Here is an 18,246-nt window from a genome sequence, read left to right on the forward strand (position 1 = left end):
GCCGATTATTCGAAATGTTAAAAGTTTTTTTGTCATATATTTCACTGTCCAGAAGGAGACGTGGACGCGAGCAGATTCCAAGCTCCGGATCGGCGCGATGAAAAAGAGAAGAATGCAGAGAGGCGGTTCAACAGAAGGTTACGGCAGGGGGAGGGGCTCACGGAAAAGGAAAGATGAGACTTCGGAACCTCCCAGGGAATCCTTGATCGGGGCGGGTCGCGTTTGGGGAAGTTTGAAAGAGGCCCTCCCCTTGCCGGCGGATTGAGGAAAAAACACCTGACTGCAGATCCGGGGTCAGTCTTCAGTCAACAGGCTTTCATGCTCGATGAGGCCTTCGAAGTCCGCGGTGCCGCCTCCCGAAAGAAAACAGTCGATGATTCTTCGCCCCAGGGGATCAAGGTCATCTGAAATAAAGGGCTTCAGCTCCCGGGTAAAGTAGTCCCTCAGAATTCCAGCCCCTTCATCGAAGGCTTCCCTTCCGACCTGGGGCTGAAGGGAGGGATCCAAAAAGGATTTCGGAAAGGAAAATCCCTCGATAATGAGCTTCTCCAGTTGGTAACCCAGGAGGGGCAACGAAGACTCGCTGATCTCGTCGGATGCAAAACGCGCCCCGCCGCGCCGGGCCAGGTATTCCCGGGCAATCCATTCCGGAACAAACCCCACTCTCCAGGAGCCGATGTGCTGGACGGGGCAGAGGATGTACTGCACTTTCGGCGAATCCACGAACTGCCTCAGAAGAAGATTGGCGAACCGGGTCTGCAAGCCTGCCGCAAAGGGCCAGAATGAGCCGACTCCCTCGGAGCCGAGTCCCTCCGTATCCGTGATGCTGGGGTTGTCGTACCCCCGCGGCGAAACCAGCCTCCACAGCCAGGCGACTGCCGGGGGCAGGATATGGAACACGCCGATAATCCCATAGCTGGGTTTTTCCCGCGTGCACGGCGGAGTGCGCACGCCGAAGCTCCTGATGTCGATGCTGACAGGCTGGTTCGTGACATCGGGAACGATACTGCGGGGCAGGATAAAGCGGGGATTGGGGCAGGGCCTCGATCCTTCATCGAGAATATGGTCCCACAGCAGGGCGGTGCTGTTCGGCTGGGCATCGATATTGATGAACAGGAGCGGTTCACTGGGACGAATGGAGCGCGCCTCGATATCCGGGTCCGTTCCGTATTCCTTGATGTGATCAACGCGGATAAACCAGGAATGTTCAGCGTCGGCAACCGTCAGCTTGCCGTTGCCTTTCTGAATGGCGGGATGGCACAGGGCCATGTCGTCCGTAACGGGCCGAAGATTGCAGCCTTTCGGAATCACGAAGTGCATGCTCTCCCCGGTGACGATGTTGCTGCCGAATAAAATCGATCCGTCGTATTCCCGGTGAATGTGCTCGTTCATTTCGCTCTTGCCGCTGCCGCTTGCCCCCTCGTGCATGATGGTCACTTTGATGTTGTACGGCGTTACGACCTGGACGACGGACGCATGGGCGGTGACCCAGCCCTCCCGCTCGCCGAAATGGAGCAGGGCCCCGTAAACGCCCTTCTTGGCGCTGGGGCCCGGGTAGAGGTTGTAGCTGAAGATCTCGTAGGTGCTGCGGGTTCGGCGGTGCACGACCCTCTGTTTCCCGTCGAAATGGAGATGCCGGAAGGGCGGTGCGACATAGAGAAAACACCTCGGTGCAAATTTCTTCTCGGCTTTTGAAAGGTCGACGATCCCCTGGAGCATGGCCAGCCCGAAGGCGAAAAACCAGGCATTGGCGGGTACGAGGGCGATCGAAGGGATGCCACACTCCTTCTGCCCGGCAAGAAAGGCGAAGGCCGCCAGATCCTGCCGCCTCAACCAGCGGAATGTTTCTTCCCTGATTGGTGAGAAATCCCGGGAATAAACATCCTGGAACCTCACTTTGTCGGTCGGAAGTTCGTCGCCGATGAGCATGCTGTCGGGATCCCGCCTGCGCATGTAGGATTCGCGGTAATTCACCGAGATGCCGTTCTTGACCCTGCAGACAAATGCCTCCTGCACAGTGCCCCTGCCGGGCACATCGTATTCGACCGCCTGCTGTTTATCCTTCAGGGCGGCAAAAAAGGTCTGAAAATCTTCGATGGCGTTCACCCACAAAAGGCTTCTGCAGCCTGCCAGGATTTCAGCCACTTCTTCAGGCAGCTTCAGCCGGTCTAACATCGCATGTTTTGTCCGTTCAGGCATCTCTCTCTTCCGGTATCATTCCCGGGAAACGAATGTCCCCCGCTGCTCGGTTTTACAGCCAGACCATCAATCCTGTTTCGAAGGGGTGTGTCAGGTACTGATTGTAGGGATAGATCCGGACCCGGTAGAGCAGCTTGCCGCACATCTCCGGGTTCAGCTCCAGATGGAACACCCATTCCTGACCTATCCGCTCCAGCGGTTTCATGCACATGGTCTGCAACTTTTTGTCCCTGCCGTTCTTGGATGCGCGGCCCAGGAGCACCTCCACCTTGACGTCTTCCGGTGCCAGCCCGTTCAAGTCTGCCGAGATCTTGAGGGGCGCGCTTTCCCCGAAGAGGATGCGCCTCTGGGGATCACTGAGACGGCGGATACGGACGCCGCTCCATGCCTGCCTCACTTTGGCCTTCCAGTCGGCGAGATTCTGTGCCACGGAGAAGATGCCCGCGGAATAACGCCGCCACTGGCGTGAGGCGGGTCCGTAGAACTTGTTTACGTATTCCATGACCATCCGGGTCGAACTGAAACTCGGCAGGAGGGTGATAATGGAGAGTTTGGCCATGCGCACCCATTCGTTGGAGAAGCCCAGTTCATTGCGGCGATAGTACATGGGGATGACCTGGTCCTGCAGCACTTCGTAGAGGTCGCGGCTGTCCTCCTGATCGCGTCGGGTGTCGTCGAAGTATTCCGGGGCGGGCTTGATGGCCCACCCATTGCTTCCGTCATAGCCCTCGTCCCACCAGCCGTCGGTAACCGACAGGTTGATCACGCCGTTCATGGCAGCCTTGATACCGGAGGTTCCCGAGGCTTCCATCGGGTAGATGGGATTGTTCAGCCACACGTCACAGCCGGCAACGAGGCGGCGGGCCAGGCTCAGGTTGTAGCCTTCCACCATGAGCAGGTTCCCTTCGAATTCCGGCCAGCGCGATATGTCGTAGATGCGGCGGATGAGTTCCTGGGCGGGCTTGTCGTCGGGGTGGGCCTTGCCGGCAAAGATGAAGAGGACGGGCCGGTCGTCATTCTTGAGCGTGGAACGAAGCCAGTCCATGTTCTCAAAGAGCAGCGTGGCGCGCTTGTATGTGGCGAAGCGGCGGGCAAAGCCGATGGTCAGCACGTTGGGGTCGAGAGGATTGGTGAACTTGAGCATGCGTTCCAGGCGGGCTACGGACCCGAAAATGCGCATATGCTGGTTGGTCACGACATCGCGCACGGAAGACAGCATCTTGGCCTTCAGCGTCTGGTGCGCGGCCCAGAAGAGATGGTCCGGTATGTCCGCCACCTTCTCCCAGAAAGCGTTGTCGAAATCCGCATCCATTCGGAGCCGGCGCCATTCGTAACCAAGCTGGCTGTCGAAAAGATCCTGCCATTCCTGGGCCAGGAAGGTGGAAACGTGGACGCCGTTGGTAATGTAGTCCATGGGCGACTCCTCGGGGAGCACCTGCGGCCACATGTCGGAAAGGATGCGCGAGGAAACCTGCCCGTGGATCCGGGAAACACCGTTATGGAAGCGTGATCCGCTGAGCGCCAGTTTGGTCATGTTGAACTCCTGGCCGTAACCTGCGCCGCCGAGCTTCAGAAATTCTTCGCGCTGCAGGCCCAGGTCGTTGCAGGTTTCCCGGAAGTAGTCCCAGATCATGTCCTCTGCGAAGTGGTCATGGCCGGCTGGAACCGGAGTATGGGTGGTAAACACCGTGCTGGCCGCCACGATCTCAAGGGCGGCATGGAAGGAGAGTCCGGCTGCTTTCATCTTGCGGCGGATGCGCTCCACGACGAGAAAGGCGGCATGCCCTTCGTTGATGTGGTAAACGGTCGGTTTCAAACCAAGCTGCTCCAAAGCGCGTGCGCCTCCGATGCCCAGCACGATCTCCTGCTGAATGCGCGTGTGCAGATCTCCGCCGTAGAGCCGATGGGTGATGTTGCGGTCCTCGGACCAGTTTCCGGGCAGATCGGTATCAAGGAGGCACAGGCGCACATGGCCGACCTGCGCTTCCCAGACCTTCACTTCGACGTTGCGGCCAGGCAGTTCGATGGTAACATGAAGCTCCCTGCCATCTTCAGTCAGAGCGGGATTAACGGGCAAATCTTCGAAATCGGAATCGGTGTAGGTGGCGATCTGGTGCCCGTCGCTGTCGATATGCTGGGAAAAGTAGCCCTGGCGATACAGCAGCCCTACGGCAACGAAAGGCAGACGCAGATCGGAAGCGGACTTGCAATGGTCGCCGGCCAGGATGCCCAGCCCCCCTGAATAGACGGGAAAGCTCTCGTGAAAGCCGAACTCTGCACAGAAATAGGCGATCAGATCATCCGGCTTGAGGTCAAGGGACATGTCCAGGCATTGAGGCTCCCTCATGTACGTGTCGAAAGCCGAGAGGACGCGATTGTAGTTGCTCCGGAAAATATGGTCATCCGCCGCTGCGTTCAGCCGTTCTTCGTCCACCCGTTTGAGGAAGGCCTTTGGATTGTGCTTCACCTTGTCCCAGAGGCCCGAGTGGAGGCGGGCAAAAAGGGTGCGGGTGGGCTGATCCCAGCTGTACCAGAGGTTGTCCGCCAGTTCGGTAAGCCGGGACAGGCGTTGCGGAATGTGAGGATTGACCTCGATAACAAAGGGTGTGCCTGGGTGCATAGGACTCTTCCTTTCTGAGATGTCAGCGGCCTGCTGAAGATTTCCTTCAGGTTACTCCTCGTGTAATGAGAGGAATAAAGCCTTGCCAACTGCTCAGTCAAATGAAATATTGAAAAAGATAATTGAGCTCCGCTACGGATTCCTTGATTCCGGTCAAGGAGAGAATTGATGTTGAATAGATATGATTAAGGCTATAGTTGTAGCGCCTTTACCGGAAACAGGATGGTGTGTCAAGAAGAATTTGCTTTCAGGTTCGCAAATTTCTACTGTCCGTCTTTGCGACGGCATTGGATCACTGAAAGCCGCTGCCGGTATAATTCTTCTGCCGGTGCCGTGCCGAAATGATGAGGAACGCATGAAAAGGATAAGCTGCCCGGCATTGACGATCCCGATGGCCCCCGGTTCTTTATCGCGGCCTTTGCGCGCCTCGGTGCGGTCGTGAGTGCCGTTGTCGATGTGCGGACGGAGGCGGAATGGAACAACGGCCATCTTGAAGGCGCCGTATGGATCCCCTATGGGCGGATTGCTGAAAAAATAGCGTCCGTGTCCGGAGACAAATCACAGAAAATCTATCTCTACTGCAGAACCGGAAGGCGGGTGCAGATCGCCAAGGAAACCCTCGAAAAGCTGGGATACAGCGATGTTGTCAATCTGGGTTCCATGGAAAATGCCGCCAGGGTCCTCAAGATCAGAATCGTGAAGTGAACCGCATCCGCCATCCCCGATCCGGCGGGAAATTGGGCGCGCCTGCACCGGAGTGTCGGAGTGAGATCAGGAGAAACAGCCCGGGGAGGTCGAGCTGAGGATATAATGTTCGATGATGAGGCGGTCACGGTCGCCATGAAGACGGCTCAACAACCGGCGCAGAAAGGCTTTTTCGTCCTCGGTGGTCAGGAAGGATTGCAGGGCGTAATCGATGCCGTCGGTTACAATGTCGAAGGCGTCCATGAAATCGGAGATGCTGGCGGGAGGCTCTGCGATGATGGATTTTATTTTTTCTCTGTCGTGATTCGGCATGACCGGCAAACCTCCTAGGAAATCAACGTCAAGAAAGGCGCATGAAAATGCGCCTTTCTTGTTTTTGCAGTGATTATTTTCGGAGAACTCAGTCCCCCATCGGCAAAGAACGGCCTCCTGGAGATGACACCCCCTTAGAAGACGAGGCCATCCTCCTGAATCCGGATTTCCCTGTTCATGTGCAGGATCAAGACTTTCTGCTTCTCAACCCGATAAGGCCGACCAGGCCTGAACCGAGCAGGAGCACGGCAGGCGGAAGGGGTACAGGTGCGCCTGAATTGAGGGCTTCCACCGCGTCCAGATCAAAGCCCGCAACGGCTCCTCCATTGTCCAGCCCTACGAATTTCAGATAATTCACATACGGAAGGCCGGAGTAGCTGCTCAAGTCATACTCCACATCGTAGGCGGTCCGACCCAGGTAAACATAGGCGATGTTGTCCTTGCTTGCGTAGATGTCGACATTCGAATCGCCACCTATCACCTGATAGATTTTGAGGTCGTTGCCGGCTCCGTCGTAGGCTGTATTGTCTGTAAAGGCAAGGATAAGGGTTTCCGGGATGTCAATGGAAACGTGATTTCCGTCGTTGGGGCCCAGGGCATACTCGGCCGGGCCGCCTGCACTCGAGGATCCCGCCGGTCGGTCGAATGACACAACCTCATCCAGCCACTGGTCGGCAACACTGTTGGTTGCAAAAGCGAACAGGCCGAAAAGCAAACAGAAAGACAAGATAAAAACTTTTTTCATGGTTTCCTCCTCTGCATCCGTCGGTTCATTTCCTGTGTTCGGAACGGTTTCCCCTGCTCGAGGATGCCTGGTATCATCTTGGAAGAACTGTTGAGCGATGCTGTAAAAACCCTTTCCCCGAGTTGTATCGAACGTTCGTCTGGTGCGAGAAATCACCTCCCCCCTTGTCTGCCAGTCCGGATCCCTGCAGACTCGGCAACGGAATGGAAAAATGATCGATGAGAACAGGGTCGTGTTGGTTTCCATCCTGTGCCCCCTGCGGGGGAGCCCGGAAACCGGGAATCAATAAACGCTGTTTTAACTTTAAACGATATTGAAGCCCGATGCAATCGGGTTTACCCTGAATTTTCAAAGGCCAAAACTCTTACGCAGCTTGAGCCTCTTGGCCTTTACTTTACGTTCCGGCGCGGGAAATGACGTTTGGCCCTCAGGTTTTGTCCGTAATGGTTATACGGACAGCCGGCAGGTCTGCGCCTTTTCAGTAGCTCCCTGTAACATCAGGGGGAATCCTTCGAGACTGCCGTTTCAAGTTCCGCTGTCAGTTCCTTCAGTTCGTCACGATCAAAGGTCAGCCGGACTCTGCCGCCCCCGGGATGTGAAAAAATGAGGGTTGCCCCCATGTCCGTTTTTTCAATCTGCCACCTTTTTTCCCGGGGGAGCTTGACCGCTTCCGACAGCCAGTCATCCGGGTCAAACTCCGCAATTTGTATCAGGACCCCGAAGGCATGGCGGGGATGGATGAAAATCTCCTTCCACACAGCGCCGTAATACTCGTTGTATCCAAAAAAGGGGATGCCCTTTTCCTCGAGATGCTTCATCGTTCTGCGGAGATCCGGTGTCTGGAGCGTGATGTGGTGGACGCCGCCTTCCCTGTGCTTCAGAAACCCCTCAAGATAGCTTCCCTTTCCCGTAGGTGAGATGATCTCCAGCCGGGACAGATCGCCCAGGGAAAAGATCTGCCAGAAGTACTTCATCTGGGGGCTCCCCATGGAGCCGACGCAGGCAACAGCCCCCAATACGTCTCGGAAAAAGTGTTCCGCTCTTTTCTGGTCTCTTACCGCAAGCGATACATGGTCTATTCTCGAAATCAAAACCGTTCCTCCCAGTCACCATTATTTCGAGGACCGTGCGAGGCCACTTCCGACGATATCACAACGGCTTTCTGACGGTCCCTCTCTGTTCTCCATTTCCCTTCGGCCGCCTCCCGCGGCGGACAGGGATGGACTGCCGATTTATATACAGGAACCGGGGCTAAAGGGAAGCATGAAAGTTTAGAGGCATTTTCCCGCGTGATTCCCAATTGTTTCTGGGCATGAGTCCTGCCGGTCAACTGGTTCAAGGCAGAAATTTCTCGAGGAATCGATGGATGATGCGTCATGGGATCAACCGGTTTTCAGGCCCCATCGGTCAAAAATAGTCCGAGAAGGATGTGCTGGCACCGTACTTGCTTTACCATACGTCAAGCAATGTTCATCTTCTTGTCGGCCTGGTCCGCGCATGCCGCCGGACCAGGCCGACACTCCTGTCATCCAAACCCTGCAAAGCCAGGCATTCCTGTCCGCGGAGGGATCGAAAAAAAACCAAAAAGTGAACGGATGGAGTTGACCCCTTGAAGGGGGCCGTTAGCGCCTTGCTACGCGAGCGTCAAAAAATATTCATGAGGTTGTCCGGATAGAGGGTTGTAATAGGGATGTATCGACTCTGCCAGTTTTATGCTGGTATATGTTCCGTAATCGATCCGTATTGAGTTTGTCTTAAATTGTGGCACTATTACAGCGCTTTGGCGATTCGGCCGGCGGAGTTCCAGGAAAAGCCGTCTTTGATCTGATCCTGGCCGCGTGACCCCTTGTCCGAATCCGAATGCTGAAAGGAAAAGGGGGCTTTCTTCTTAGAGAGAATCCATTTTTTTGCCGCCTGGAAAGATGCTTCAACGAAGCATGACATGCCGGACGGACTGTAAGGGAAGAGCTATGAATTACCAACAATACCTGAAAACATTGATCGGCAGGAGAGGGACACTGGACTTTCCGGAAAAGGGCTCCTGTGGTGTGCTTGAAAACAGTTCCTATTACAAGCTCCGCTTCAACGAATCAAACCTTTCCCATCGGAATGCCCATCTCATCGATGTTCAGGATGACTTTGTCGTCATCCAGCACGATGTCCATGGGGCGATGAAAATACCCCTCTCGTTTTTCTGGTAAATGAGTCAGGACCGGCGACGGTGGCTTCAGGAAAGGCCCATCGTTCCGGCGGCCGTCGTCAGAACGTCAGGGGATCACCCAGGAGGCGTCCATCCGGCTTTCTTTCCACGAGAATTTTGCCCGGATATGGCCGGTCAATTTCAGCAGCAGCCAGTCCATTTCATCAAACCGGCAGACAATGGCGGCAAAGTTTTTCCGGGCTTCGGGAATATCAAATAATTTTGGCGCCTTTTCCAGGAGAAAACCCGGAAGACCCGAACTCGGATTCTCCGTGGGCGACCCCGGCGGAATTTCTGCGCAGTAGTTGATGCGGTGATGCAGGCGCACCTGGTCCCACTGCGCTTCCGCCACCTCGTCATCGGTGTGGACCGAAGCGGTTCCTGAAATGCGCAGCTGCAGCCATTTTTCAGGATGATAGAACAGCCAGCTCACATTGGGATTGTCCCGGATCTGCGGGACCTTTGAACCCCGGGCATCGCAGTGACAGACCAAGGCCCGGTCCCTTTCTGAAAACTCCCTCAGGATCACGATCCGCACCTGGGGCCTGCGGCCATCCATGGTGGTCAGGATGGCCTGGTGAAAGGGGTCCCTGAAGTTTTGGACGCCGTTATGGAGTTGTCTCCAGCTTGATTCGAGAACTTCATCCAGTGTTGAAATCGTTTCTTTTTTCCCAAATACCATAGACATTCCCGCAGGCCGTGCAGACAGCTTGTCAGCTTCTGGGCACGCCTTCCCTGAAAAGAAGTTACAGCCAACAAATTATTCCCTTTCATATCACAATCTTCAGGAAATACATATCATGATCGGCAAGAGCCTGATGTTCCGTGACTTTACAGGGAAGAAGGCCTGAAAGGACGGTGGAAATCACGGCGGGAGGCGTGCAGGACCTGATCTCGTTTACTGCGGCGAAAGGAGGAGGACGCGCGTATTCGTGGACTGGTCGAGGCAGGCCGCTTCTTCTCCATGCCAATGAGAAGGCGGTAAAAACCGGGGCGCTCCAATTAAATCTTGACGGTGCTTTTCGTATGGCCTATTTTTCCCCATATTTTCTTCCCATGCCGTGTGCGGAAAGGTCGTTCTTCATGAAAAAGCGCTTTGCCTGTCTGGCCGCTGCCACCCTCGTGATATCGTTTTTTCTGATCACCGCCTGTTCGGAAAGTTCCCGGGATGCCGCTCCGGAAAAAACAAGCCGGGACAGACAGATTCCTGTCACCGCCGCCAAGGCGGTACTCAAAGAAATTCCGATAGAAATCAAAACGTTCGGGAATGTTCAGGCCCGTTCGAGTATCCAGATCAAGTCGGAGGTTGACGGCATTCTCGCCAAAGTGCACTTCAGCAAGGGGCAGACGATCCGGAGGGGAGATCTCCTCTTTACCATCGATTCCCGATCCTACCAGGCGGAGCTGGATCGGGCCAGGGCCAACCTCCTCAGGGATCGGGCCATGGAAGAACATGCCCTCCTCACGGCGGCACGTTTTCGAGAGCTCTTCAAGAGGGAATTGATTTCCCGCAGCGACAACGACAAGGCCCAGGCGGAAGCGGCCGCCCTGACGGCAACGGTTCGAGCCGACCGGGCGGCGGAAGCCACGGCGGGGCTCCAGGTCGGACGCTGTTCCATCTACAGTCCGATCACCGGGCGGGCCGGAGACCTTCTCACCGCGGAAGGGTCCTTGATCAGGGCCAGGGAGGCCACCATGGTGACGATCAACCAGATCCGGCCCATCGAGGTTTTTTTCAGCGTCCCCCAGGCCGATCTGCCCGCGATCCGCAGTGCGATGGCCGGAGGAATCCTGAGAGTCAGGGCCGGATTGCCGGGCGACAGCAGGCCTCCGGAGGAGGGCGACCTCTTTTTTATCGACAATTCGATCAATCAAGGAACCGGAACGGTGCGTCTTGCCGGGGTGTTCAGCAACGACCGGGAGGTGCTCTGGCCGGGCCAGTACGTCACCGTGACCCTGGTGCTCGGGATCCGGAAGGACGCCCTGGTCGTGCCGGCGGAGTCGGTTCAGGCGGGCCAGGATGGCAAATTTGTCTTTGTCGTCAAAGAGGACCAGACGGTTGAACTCAGGCCGGTTGCCGTCCAGATGGCCACCGGGGTTGAGGCGGTCATCGACAGGGGTCTGGGGGCCGGCGAGCGTGTTGTAACCGACGGCCACCTGGAACTCGTCCCGGGCGCCCGGGTCGAGATCAGGGCTGCCGCCGATAAAGAGCCCGCAAAAACGCCGGGGGCGCGTCCGTGATTCTTTCGGAGCCCTTCATCCGCCGCCCTGTCATGACGATGCTGTGCATGCTGAGCATCGTCCTTGCCGGTCTGATCGGTTATCGCCTCCTGCCGGTGAGCGATCTGCCCGCGGTGGACTTTCCCACGATCAGCGTTTCCGCCTCCCTGCCCGGTGCAAATCCGGAAACCATGGCCTCAACAGTGGCGACCCCTCTTGAAAAGGAATTCACGACCATTGCCGGCCTCGACTCCATGATCTCCACCAGCTCTCAGGGGTCGACCCGCATCACCCTGCAATTTGACCTGAATCGCAATATCGATGCGGCGGCCCAGGATGTGCAGTCCGCCATCTCGCGCGCCAGCCGTCGTCTACCTGAGGATCTGCCGACCCCGCCGTCCTTCCGAAAGGTCAATCCCGCCGACCAGCCGATTCTGTACCTGGCCCTGACCAGCCCAACCCTTCCAATGTATGTGCTCAACGAGTACGGGGAGACGCAGCTTGCGCAGCAGATATCGAGGGTGACCGGCGTGGCGCAGGTGTCCGTCTACGGCTCGCAGAAGTACGCCGTCCGCATCGAGCTGGACCCCCATGCCCTGGCCTCCCGCGGCATCGGCATCGACGAGGTGTCCTCGGTTATCGGTCATTACAACGTCAACAATCCCCTGGGTACCCTCACCGGCGCGCAGACCCTGGCCACGCTGCAGTCTGAAAACCAGCTGATGAAGGCCGGCCTGTACCTGCCTCTCGTCGTGGCCTACCGCGACGGCCAGCCCGTGCGCCTTCAGGAGCTGGGGAACGTTCGGGACAGCGTTGAAAATGACAGGGTAGCGGCATGGTTCGCCACGCCGACAACCCGCAGCCGCGCCATCATCCTGGCCATTCAGCGGCAGCCCGGAACCAACACGATCCAGGTCGCCGACGCCATCAAGGCCCTGCTGCCCGCCTTCCGCGAAAAGCTGCCGGCATCCGTATCCCTGGTCGTCCTGCGCGACAGCAGCATTCCCATCAAGGACTCGGCAAGGGATGTGCAGTTCACCCTGTATCTGACCCTGGTCCTCGTCGTCCTGGTCATCTTTCTCTTCCTTCGCAATCTGTCCGCAACGGTCATTCCGAGCTTGACCCTTCCCGTCTCCCTTATCGGAACCTTTGCCGTCATGTACCTTCTGGATTACAGCATCGACAACCTGTCCCTCATGGCCCTGACCCTGTCTGTGGGGTTCGTCGTCGATGACGCCATCGTCATGCTGGAAAATATCATGAGGCATATCGAGATGGGAAAACCGCGGATGAAGGCGGCCCTGGAAGGGGCCCGGGAAATCGGCTTCACCATCGTATCCATGACCCTCTCGCTGGCCGCCGTGTTCATCCCCGTCCTCTTCATGGGGGGCATCGTGGGACGCCTCTTCCGGGAGTTTTCCATCACCATTGCCGTGGCCGTTCTGATCAGCGGCTTCGTCTCCCTGAGCCTGACCCCCATGCTCGCCAGCCGGTTCATCCGCGCCCCGGGGAGAGAACGGCATGGGCGGGTCTACCTCATGGTGGAGTCGGGGTTTGATGCGATGCTCAGCTTTTACCGCAGCACCCTGCTTTGGGTCCTTTCCCGCGAGCGCGCAACCCTGATCTTTTCCGCCGCCCTTCTTGCCGCAACGGTCTTCCTGTTTTACGCCATTCCCAAGGGCTTCATCCCCTCGGAAGACCGGGACCAGATCTCGATCAGGACGGAGGCGGCAGAGAACATCTCCTTCGATTCCATGGTTCAGCATCAGCTGGCTCTGCTCGATATCGTGCAGAAGGACCCCAACGTCGACCGCTTCATGTGCAGCGTGGCCTCAGGAGGCGGCCAGAGCGCCACGAATACCGGGAGCATGTTCATCGTCCTCAAGCCCCGCCGTGAAAGGGAACTCAGTGCGGATCAGGTGATCGACAGGCTCCGGCCAAAGCTCGCCTCCGTTCCGGGCATCAGGGCCTTTCCGACCAATCCGCCCCCGATCAACATCGGCGGACGTGTGACCAAAAGTCTCTATCAGGTGACATTCCAGGGGATTGAAACGAAGGAGCTGTTCCGCTACGGCGCTGAAATGGAGGATCGGATGCGCCGGATGGAGGAGCTGCAGGATGTGAGCAGCGACCTGCAGCTGAAGAATCCCGAGGTGCACATCGATATCGACCGCGATCAGGCGTTCATCCTGAACGTCACGCCGATGCAGATTGAAAACGCCCTTTACAGCGCCTACGGGTCGCGCCAGATTTCGACGATCTACACCCCGAACAACGATTATCAGGTCATCATGGAACTGCTGCCTCAGTACCGGACCGATCCTTCCGTGCTGTCCATGCTTCATGTCCGGTCTTCCACCGGGCAGCTGGTCCCCCTGAGGGCGATCACGACGCTGCGGGAGGATATCGGCCCGCTGACCATCAGCCATTCCGGACAGCTGCCCTCGGTGACCATTTCGTTCAACCTCAAGCCCGGCTATTCGCTCGGCCAGGCGGTGGAGAGGATCCAGGCCATGACGGCCGCCTCCATGCCCTCCGGGATGACGTTCGAATTTCAGGGAACCGCGAAGGCCTTCCAGTCATCCCTTGCCAGTATGGGGATTCTGTTGATTCTGGCCATCGTGGTGATTTACATCATTCTGGGGATCCTCTATGAAAGTTTCTATCATCCCGTCACCATCCTCTCCGCCCTGCCTTTCGCCGGTTTCGGGGCGCTGCTGGCCCTTATGGCCTTCCGCCATGACCTTTCCATCTATGCCTTCGTGGGCATAGTCATGCTGGTCGGCCTCGTGAAGAAGAACGGAATCATGATGGTGGACTTCGCCATCGAGGCGCAGCGCAGACAGGGGAAAAATCCGCATGACGCCGTCTACGAGGCCTGCCTCGTCCGTTTCCGCCCGATCATGATGACGACGATGGCCGCCCTCATGGCCGGGCTGCCCATCGCCCTGGGATACGGCGCAGGGGCCGAATCCCGGCGCCCCCTGGGGCTGGCCGTCGTCGGCGGCCTGCTCTTTTCGCAGACGCTGACCCTGTATGTGACGCCGGTGTTCTATGTAGCGATGGAAAAATTGCGGAGCCGGATCGCCAGCGGCCATCGGAAACAAGACTCCGCGACGGGGGCGGAGCCCTGATCGATCAAGACATCCACAAAAAAACGAACGCCGGAATGCATCCCATTGGCTGAACGAAAAGGACCCTGCCGCAGGAGAAGAGATCCTGGTGGCGTCTCCGGGTTCCGTCCGCATAGTGTAACTCCGCGGGCGTTGCACATGGCTGCGCTGCGCTGTGATGGTGAAAGGCGGAAATAATCCGGAAATCCGGAACCGTCAGAGTTCCTCAAGGTGATATGCAGCAAGATGCCGCCGGCTGTTGCCGCCGTATTTTTTTTTGACACTCGCCGCTGGGGCTTATATACTTTTCCTGCGTGGCGAGGCACGTTTTTATCGGTACTGAGAAAATGGTGCGGGGAACGCCAGGGGGTCAACAGGTGGGGAGGGAGAAAATGCAGGAGAAGAAAGGAAAAGGCTTTTTGCTGGGAGGGCCCGCCGGAACCGGGGCGAACGGCCCGCAGGAGGGCGACATCAGGCTGCGCGACGAGAGGGGAAACTGGCATGTCGTTCAGGGCATTCCCCTGTATCCGCCACTTTATACCGATCGCTCCGCGACGATAGCCGTCATCGATTCCGGGATCCTGGCCGATCATCCGCAGATCAGGGGACTGATTGCCGAGCAGGAGGATTTTACCGGGGAGGGTCCGGAAGACAGGATCGGACACGGCACGATTGTGGCCATTCTGACACTGCAGGCCCGGAGTGCAGCGCCTCCGGAATTCCAGAACCTGCCCTCTCCGAGGATTCTTGTGGCGAAGGTGGCGGATGCCGACGGCACGGTAGACAAGCACGCCGTGATTTCAGCAATCGACTGGGCCGCCTCCCGTGGAGCCGGAGTCGTCAATCTCAGCCTGGGGTTTATCGAAGGGACGGACGATTACAGCGATCTGTGTTCCGCCATCACGAAGCATCCCGAAGTGCTCTTTGTGGCGGCTGCCGGCAACTACGGACCGGATGTCAGGGTGTATCCCGCGGCATGCGCCCAGGATGGGGCGGCCAATATAATCTCTGTGGGAACGACGGACGATTGGTCCGGGAAAGGCGACATCCAGGCTCCGGGAACGGTCACCCTGAAGCCTCTTGAACCGTAAGGCTGTCGAGGCAGCACTGAAGCAGATCCACAGAAGGAGGTTCTGATATGGAGAGGGCCGCCGTTCTTATCGGTGTCAGCAAAACGGGCAATCTGCCCGAGCTCCAGGCGGTAACGCCGAGCGTCCAGCGCATGACGGACTGGGCGCGCAGGCAGGGAATCGATGAAGGGCACCTGCAGGTCCTGACGGACGAGAAGAATCCCGTAACCGTTGAGCAGGTCCATTCGGCGATCACTGCCCTTGTCGACCGGGCCTCGGTGGAGCAGCTTATCGTCTATTTTTCCGGACACGGAATCAACATCGACAGCGAATTCTGGCTTCTTTCCGGTGCTCCGAAAAACGTCAACGAGGCCGTCAACGTCGAGGGAAGCGTGCGCCTTGCCCGGTATTGCGGCATCAGCCATGTCGTCCTGATATCCGATGCCTGCAGGAGTGCCGCGGAAGGCCTCCTGGCCCTGCAGATCAAGGGCGGCGAAGTGTTTCCCAACGAGCCCGTCAGCGGGACGGAGAAGCCTGTTGACATCCTCTTTTCGTGCGCCCGCGGGAAACCCTCCCTGGAAATTGTCGATCCGGCCGCGGCGGCGGCTGAAGCGGCCAAGCGCTATTCGGCGCTGTACACGGAGGTGCTGCTGGACTACCTTACCGGGCGGCACCAGGAGACCCTGCATCCCGTTGAAGAGGACGGCAGGGTCGTCGCAGAACTCCGCCTGGGAGAGCTGGCAGACTGCCTCAAGAGGGACGTGCCGGCCCGACTGGCTGCCATGAAGATCGACCCGAAGCTCAACCAGCTACCGGACGACCGGATCAGCCGCCATACGGAGGATGCATGGATCGCGCGCATGCCCTTCAAGGGCAGGCTTCTCTCCCGGACCTTTTCCCCCGGCATTCCCGCGCGCGAGCCGCCGCCGGTTACGCCCTTTACGGTTTCCGAGGGACTGGTATCCGCGTCCCTCGAGGGCGACCAGCGCAAATGGAAGGAACTGCTCAGCCTGGAATCAGGCGGCCGCGAAAGGGGGCTGCTCGAGGCGGTGGCCACCCAGGCGGAGCCCTTCGGCCCGATGCATTTCGAAACCCAGTGCGGGTTCAAGATCCGGGGCGCGCGGATCGTTGACACGGTCCAGCGCGATGTGGACGTCGAACTTCTGGGAACGGCGGGAGACACTGTCCGGGTCGGGGGGCTGACGGCGCCGGGGGCGAACGTGCTCCTCGTCCTCGAAAACGGATGCGGAGTCGCGGTTCCCGCACTGCCGGATTTCATCGCCGCCCTCAGCTTCGAAGGGGGGCAGCTGGTGGATGTGAGCTATGAACCTTCGGAAAACACGTGGCGCTGGGGCGAGTATGCCCATGCGGTCAACGAGCTGCGTTCCCTGCGGGCGACGATCGCGGCATCGGCCGCCCTGGGCGTATTCCGCCTCAACGAGGAGGGCGGCCTCGCCCTGGCGAGGCGCATGCAATACGCCAAAGGGGTCGATCCGTCCCTGGCGCTCTACGCGGCCTACGTCTATGACAGCCTGCAGCGGCGCGACCTCATTGACGAAATGCGCTCTTACATGGAAGGCGATCTCGGCCTTGTCTTCTTCGATGTCGCGCTTCTTTCAAGGGCGCCGATCATGGGGCGTTTTGTCCCGCCTTTTCCAATGCTTTCCCAGGGGTGGGCCCTTCTTTCCGCCTACCGGGCGCAGTTGCCGCCATCACTTCACGGAATCGAGCAATGCCGGGTTCCCTCGCTCTGGACGATGTTCAACGGGAAGGGTGTCGCCATGCTTCGAAAAGCAATTCTCTCAGGAGGAATAGAACGATGAAACAGCTGGTGTTCATACACGGTCGTGCGCAGGAGCACAAGGATGCCGCCGAGCTCAAGATGCAGTGGATTGCCGCATTTCGTGAGGGGCTTGAAAAGAATGGTCTTTCAATGCCGATTTCCGAGGATGCCATCCGGTTTCCCTATTATGGCGAAACCCTCCATGGCCTCGTGAGCGGACTGCCGCCGGAGAAGGTGGCGGAGGTCATTGTCAAGGGGGACAACGCCGACGATGAGGAGAGGACTTTCATGCGGGCCGTGATCCAGGAGGTGCAGCAGCGGGCGGGAATCAGTGACGCCATGCTCGCCGAGGCGGCCGGAGCGGACGTCATCGCAAAGGGGCCGCTCAACTGGGAATGGCTCCAGGGTGTGCTGAAGGCGATCGACCGCTTCGTGCCGGGAGCGAGCGGGGCCAGCATCGCCATCGCCACGAATGACGTGTACCAGTATCTTTACAATATCGGCATCCGGGACGAGATTGAAACGGGAATCCGGAAAGCCATGCTTCCGGACGTTCCGACGGTGGTTGTCTCACATTCACTGGGTACCGTTGTTTCCTACAGCCTCCTCCGCCGTGAAGGGAAGGAGCTCCGCTGGAACGTCCCGCTGTTTGTGACGGTCGGCTCTCCGCTGGCGATCACGGCGATCCGGAAATCTCTCGCACCGAACAAGCATCCGGCATGCGTCGGGAAGTGGTTCAACGCGATGGACGAGCGCGACGTCGTCGCCCTGTACCCCCTGGACAAGGAAAATTTTCCATTGAATCCTGCCGTGGAAAACAAGACGGATGTGCGGAATCATACGGAGAACCGTCACGGGATTGCGGGGTACCTGAACGACAAGGAGGTGGCCAGGCGCATTTACGATGCGCTTGTTCAGCCGTGACGCAGGGGGCATGTTTCACGAAGCAGCATCCGGATGAAGAGTTCCCGATCCGCTCAGCGCGCCGCTGTCCGGAGCCGTTGCCTTACGGGGCGAAGGGGTTGATCATCTCTGTGCAGCTTACGCCCGTCTGGGGATCATGACTGCAGATGTATCTTTTCCCCTTGCAGATTGCCTCCCAGCTCTGCGTACCCAGGAAGCCGATCAGAGGCGCGTTTTCAATTTCGATCTGGTCAGCCTTGCAGTCGATGACGGTCGATGACATCCGGGCGTACTTTTCGGAGACGGCGCAGCCGCTCACCATCAGGCAGGCAATCACCCATATGATCGTTTTTTTCATTCCAACTCTCCTTGGCGA

Annotated in this window: 14 protein-coding genes; 7 read left to right on the top strand and 7 right to left on the bottom strand. The window is 58.1% G+C overall.

What is annotated here, in order from left to right; translation table 11 throughout:
* Window positions 1–294 precede the first annotated feature (294 nt).
* Window positions 295–2,199: a DUF4914 family protein gene (locus tag ACJ77P_RS04930; protein WP_367361258.1), complete on the bottom strand. Its 1,905-nt coding sequence runs from the start codon at window positions 2,197–2,199 to the stop codon at window positions 295–297.
* Between the two features lie 52 nt (window positions 2,200–2,251).
* On the bottom strand, window positions 2,252–4,819 hold the full coding sequence (gene glgP / locus ACJ77P_RS04935; protein WP_367361259.1) for an alpha-glucan family phosphorylase: 2,568 nt from the start codon (window positions 4,817–4,819) through the stop codon (window positions 2,252–2,254).
* 438 nt (window positions 4,820–5,257) lie between these two features.
* Between glgP and ACJ77P_RS04940 the strand changes: the two genes are divergently transcribed.
* The gene (locus ACJ77P_RS04940) at window positions 5,258–5,524 is read left to right on the top strand and encodes a rhodanese-like domain-containing protein (RefSeq protein ID WP_367361260.1); all 267 of its coding nucleotides are present in this window, start codon (window positions 5,258–5,260) and stop codon (window positions 5,522–5,524) included.
* A gap of 66 nt (window positions 5,525–5,590) precedes the next feature.
* On the opposite strand, the gene ACJ77P_RS04945 is transcribed toward ACJ77P_RS04940, so the two are convergent.
* From ACJ77P_RS04945 to ACJ77P_RS04955, 3 genes are all read right to left on the bottom strand, one after another.
* A complete protein-coding gene (locus ACJ77P_RS04945) occupies window positions 5,591–5,836 on the bottom strand; it encodes a hypothetical protein (protein ID WP_367361261.1) in 246 nt (81 codons plus the stop codon).
* Between the two features lie 187 nt (window positions 5,837–6,023).
* Entirely contained in the window at window positions 6,024–6,581 is a 558-nt protein-coding gene (locus tag ACJ77P_RS04950; RefSeq protein ID WP_408999150.1) for a hypothetical protein, read from the bottom strand.
* Between the two features lie 497 nt (window positions 6,582–7,078).
* On the bottom strand, window positions 7,079–7,672 hold the full coding sequence (locus ACJ77P_RS04955; RefSeq protein ID WP_367361263.1) for a VOC family protein: 594 nt from the start codon (window positions 7,670–7,672) through the stop codon (window positions 7,079–7,081).
* Between the two features lie 879 nt (window positions 7,673–8,551).
* Here ACJ77P_RS04955 and ACJ77P_RS04960 point away from each other — a divergent pair.
* Window positions 8,552–8,782, top strand: coding sequence for a hypothetical protein (locus ACJ77P_RS04960; protein WP_367361359.1), 231 nt, complete (start codon window positions 8,552–8,554; stop codon window positions 8,780–8,782).
* A gap of 66 nt (window positions 8,783–8,848) precedes the next feature.
* Here ACJ77P_RS04960 and ACJ77P_RS04965 read toward each other — a convergent pair whose 3' ends face one another.
* The gene (locus ACJ77P_RS04965) at window positions 8,849–9,463 is read right to left on the bottom strand and encodes a pyridoxamine 5'-phosphate oxidase family protein (protein WP_408999151.1); all 615 of its coding nucleotides are present in this window, start codon (window positions 9,461–9,463) and stop codon (window positions 8,849–8,851) included.
* A gap of 401 nt (window positions 9,464–9,864) precedes the next feature.
* Between ACJ77P_RS04965 and ACJ77P_RS04970 the strand changes: the two genes are divergently transcribed.
* From ACJ77P_RS04970 to ACJ77P_RS04990, 5 genes are all read left to right on the top strand, one after another.
* Window positions 9,865–11,022 carry an efflux RND transporter periplasmic adaptor subunit gene (locus ACJ77P_RS04970; protein ID WP_408999152.1) on the top strand — a complete coding sequence of 386 codons (1,158 nt, stop codon included), beginning with the start codon at window positions 9,865–9,867 and terminating at the stop codon, window positions 11,020–11,022.
* Window positions 11,019–14,135: an efflux RND transporter permease subunit gene (locus tag ACJ77P_RS04975; RefSeq protein ID WP_408999153.1), complete on the top strand. Its 3,117-nt coding sequence runs from the start codon at window positions 11,019–11,021 to the stop codon at window positions 14,133–14,135. Before ACJ77P_RS04970 ends, ACJ77P_RS04975 begins: the two co-directional genes overlap by 4 nt.
* Window positions 14,136–14,506: 371 nt before the next feature.
* Window positions 14,507–15,205, top strand: a complete 699-nt coding sequence (locus ACJ77P_RS04980; RefSeq protein ID WP_408999154.1) for a S8 family peptidase — start codon at window positions 14,507–14,509, stop codon at window positions 15,203–15,205.
* Window positions 15,206–15,252: 47 nt separating this feature from the next.
* On the top strand, window positions 15,253–17,007 hold the full coding sequence (locus tag ACJ77P_RS04985) for a caspase domain-containing protein (protein WP_408999155.1): 1,755 nt from the start codon (window positions 15,253–15,255) through the stop codon (window positions 17,005–17,007).
* Window positions 17,004–17,891 (top strand): alpha/beta hydrolase, encoded by an 888-nt coding sequence (locus ACJ77P_RS04990; protein WP_408999156.1) that lies wholly within the window; start codon window positions 17,004–17,006, stop codon window positions 17,889–17,891. Before ACJ77P_RS04985 ends, ACJ77P_RS04990 begins: the two co-directional genes overlap by 4 nt.
* A gap of 82 nt (window positions 17,892–17,973) precedes the next feature.
* On the opposite strand, the gene ACJ77P_RS04995 is transcribed toward ACJ77P_RS04990, so the two are convergent.
* Window positions 17,974–18,228 carry a hypothetical protein gene (locus ACJ77P_RS04995; protein WP_367361366.1) on the bottom strand — a complete coding sequence of 85 codons (255 nt, stop codon included), beginning with the start codon at window positions 18,226–18,228 and terminating at the stop codon, window positions 17,974–17,976.
* Window positions 18,229–18,246 lie beyond the last annotated feature (18 nt).

This window comes from Syntrophus buswellii (assembly GCF_046097065.1).
GTDB lineage: Bacteria > Desulfobacterota > Syntrophia > Syntrophales > Syntrophaceae > Syntrophus > Syntrophus buswellii.

Coding starts and splice junctions, on each gene's coding strand:
- ACJ77P_RS04950 (WP_408999150.1), bottom strand. CDS start 6,581: ATGAAAAAAGTTTTTATCTTGTCTTTCTGTTTGCTTTTCGGCCTGTTC.
- ACJ77P_RS04995 (WP_367361366.1), bottom strand. CDS start 18,228: ATGAAAAAAACGATCATATGGGTGATTGCCTGCCTGATGGTGAGCGGC.
- ACJ77P_RS04980 (WP_408999154.1), top strand. CDS start 14,507: ATGCAGGAGAAGAAAGGAAAAGGCTTTTTGCTGGGAGGGCCCGCCGGA.
- glgP (WP_367361259.1), bottom strand. CDS start 4,819: ATGCACCCAGGCACACCCTTTGTTATCGAGGTCAATCCTCACATTCCG.
- ACJ77P_RS04970 (WP_408999152.1), top strand. CDS start 9,865: ATGAAAAAGCGCTTTGCCTGTCTGGCCGCTGCCACCCTCGTGATATCG.
- ACJ77P_RS04965 (WP_408999151.1), bottom strand. CDS start 9,463: ATGGTATTTGGGAAAAAAGAAACGATTTCAACACTGGATGAAGTTCTC.
- ACJ77P_RS04930 (WP_367361258.1), bottom strand. CDS start 2,199: ATGCCTGAACGGACAAAACATGCGATGTTAGACCGGCTGAAGCTGCCT.
- ACJ77P_RS04990 (WP_408999156.1), top strand. CDS start 17,004: ATGAAACAGCTGGTGTTCATACACGGTCGTGCGCAGGAGCACAAGGAT.
- ACJ77P_RS04985 (WP_408999155.1), top strand. CDS start 15,253: ATGGAGAGGGCCGCCGTTCTTATCGGTGTCAGCAAAACGGGCAATCTG.
- ACJ77P_RS04945 (WP_367361261.1), bottom strand. CDS start 5,836: ATGCCGAATCACGACAGAGAAAAAATAAAATCCATCATCGCAGAGCCT.
- ACJ77P_RS04960 (WP_367361359.1), top strand. CDS start 8,552: ATGAATTACCAACAATACCTGAAAACATTGATCGGCAGGAGAGGGACA.